At 55.1% G+C, this 1,759-nt stretch carries 2 protein-coding genes; both read left to right on the top strand.

All coding sequences use genetic code 11. The features are described from left to right. Positions 1-334 precede the first annotated feature (334 nt). Positions 335-1,021: an SLC13 family permease gene (locus VEB01_RS15155; RefSeq protein ID WP_324876854.1), complete on the top strand. Its 687-nt coding sequence runs from the start codon at positions 335-337 to the stop codon at positions 1,019-1,021. Next, a complete protein-coding gene (locus VEB01_RS15160; protein WP_475442003.1) occupies positions 919-1,569 on the top strand; it encodes an ArsB/NhaD family transporter in 651 nt (216 codons plus the stop codon). Before VEB01_RS15155 ends, VEB01_RS15160 begins: the two co-directional genes overlap by 103 nt. Positions 1,570-1,759: the final 190 nt, after the last annotated feature.

The raw sequence follows: 1,759 nt of genomic DNA on the forward strand, positions 1-1,759 counted from the left end.
CTATGTCGCCCTCTACAACCAGCACATCCCACAGCGGGCCTTGGGCCATCTCACCCCCGTTCAAGCTCTCAAAAACTGGCAAACCTCCCATCCCCATCTCTTTCGCAAGAAGGTTTATAAACAGGCGGGACTTGACAGCTATCCAGTTGCGGGACAGATACGATGGTACCTCAAATAAGGTGTATTTCTTCGAGTTGGCCGAGATTATAAACACGACAGTTTGGCCGTTCTCAATCCGATCGGTAGTGATACTGTGGCTCCCGAAGATATCGCACCTTGGAAGGGCGCTGCCGAGTTATACTTTGCGCCATTTTGCCATACCTGACCCTCAACCGTGATCGCTACCATAGTTATCATTTTCGCCTTTGTATATATCGGCATGATTTTAGGCGGTTTGCCGTTTCTCCAACTCGATCGGACGGGAATTGCGGTGCTCGGCGCCATCAGCTTAATCGCTACCGAGTCGATGACGCTCGAAGAAGCGGGTAGGGCGGTTCACGTTCCGACCCTGGTTCTGCTCTTCTCCTTCATGGTTGTCTCGGCTCAGTTGCGGCTGGGTGGGTTTTATACGCTGGTAACGGAGAAGCTCGGCGCACTCCGAGTAACGCCTCCTTTATTTCTTGCAGCCTTGATCGCCGTAGTGGCGGCGCTTTCCGGCGTATTCAGCAACGACGTTGTCTGTCTCGCGACAGCGCCCGTATTGATCGAAATCTGTTTGAGCCGGCGGCTCGATCCGGTGCCTTTTTTGCTCGCTTTATGCTGTTCCGCCAACGTCGGTTCGGCCGCCACTCTTATCGGAAACCCGCAAAACATGCTGATTGGAGAGACCCTAAAGATGTCTTTTGCCGGCTATCTTCGCGGTGCCGTGATTCCGGTTGGCTTGGGGCTGGTGATAACGTGGCTGCTGATTGCGCTGTGGTGGCGAGGGCGCTGGGAACTTGGGCGGAGTCGAACCGAATCGAAGTTGATCAAGATCTACGTCTGGAACGGCATGCGCATTTTAATCCTTGGCAAGCCATGAAAGGGCTAGCGGTCGCAACCGCACTGTTCACGGCATTTCTGTTTTCGGACTGGCCGCGCGAGATCCTGGCTTTGGCAGGAGCCGGCATATTGCTGCTGTCGCGCAAGCTTCATTCGCGGCACATGCTCGGGCTTGTGGACTGGCAGATACTTTTGCTGTTTATAGGGCTGTTCATCGTCAATCATGCTCTGGAGACGACGGGCCTGCCGAGGCAGGCGGTGGTGGCGCTGGCGGAGATAGGATTCGACTTGCATAACCTTGGGCCGCTTTATGGGTTCACATTCCTGCTCAGCAATGTGGTTTCCAATGTGCCTGCGGTGATGCTGCTGTTGCCGATGGCTACCCACCCGGATGCCGGCCTATTGCTTGCGCTATCAAGCACGTTCGCCGGAAATCTGCTGATCGTCGGCAGCATAGCGAACATCATCGTCGTGGATGCGGCCGCGCGCCGGAACATTGTTATCACTTGGCGATGTCACGCAAGAGTGGGAGTGCCAGTGACACTGCTTACCGTTGCCATCGTGGCGGCATGCTATTGGCTAAGGTAGAGGATGATGGCGGGACGCGTACTGCGCGTGAGAAATGCCCAAACGCTTGCTAAAGGGTACCTCGAAAAACCGGTTTGAGACGGCGATATTCGACCCCGAGTGGGCCGTTGTTGAGTCGATATCAGGATACTGTTGTTATTTTGCCCCCAACCGAGGCATCGTTTCGGCCGGAGGTCGTCATCTTGTGCGA

Source organism: Methylocaldum sp. (assembly GCF_035627495.1).
Lineage (GTDB): Bacteria > Pseudomonadota > Gammaproteobacteria > Methylococcales > Methylococcaceae > Methylocaldum.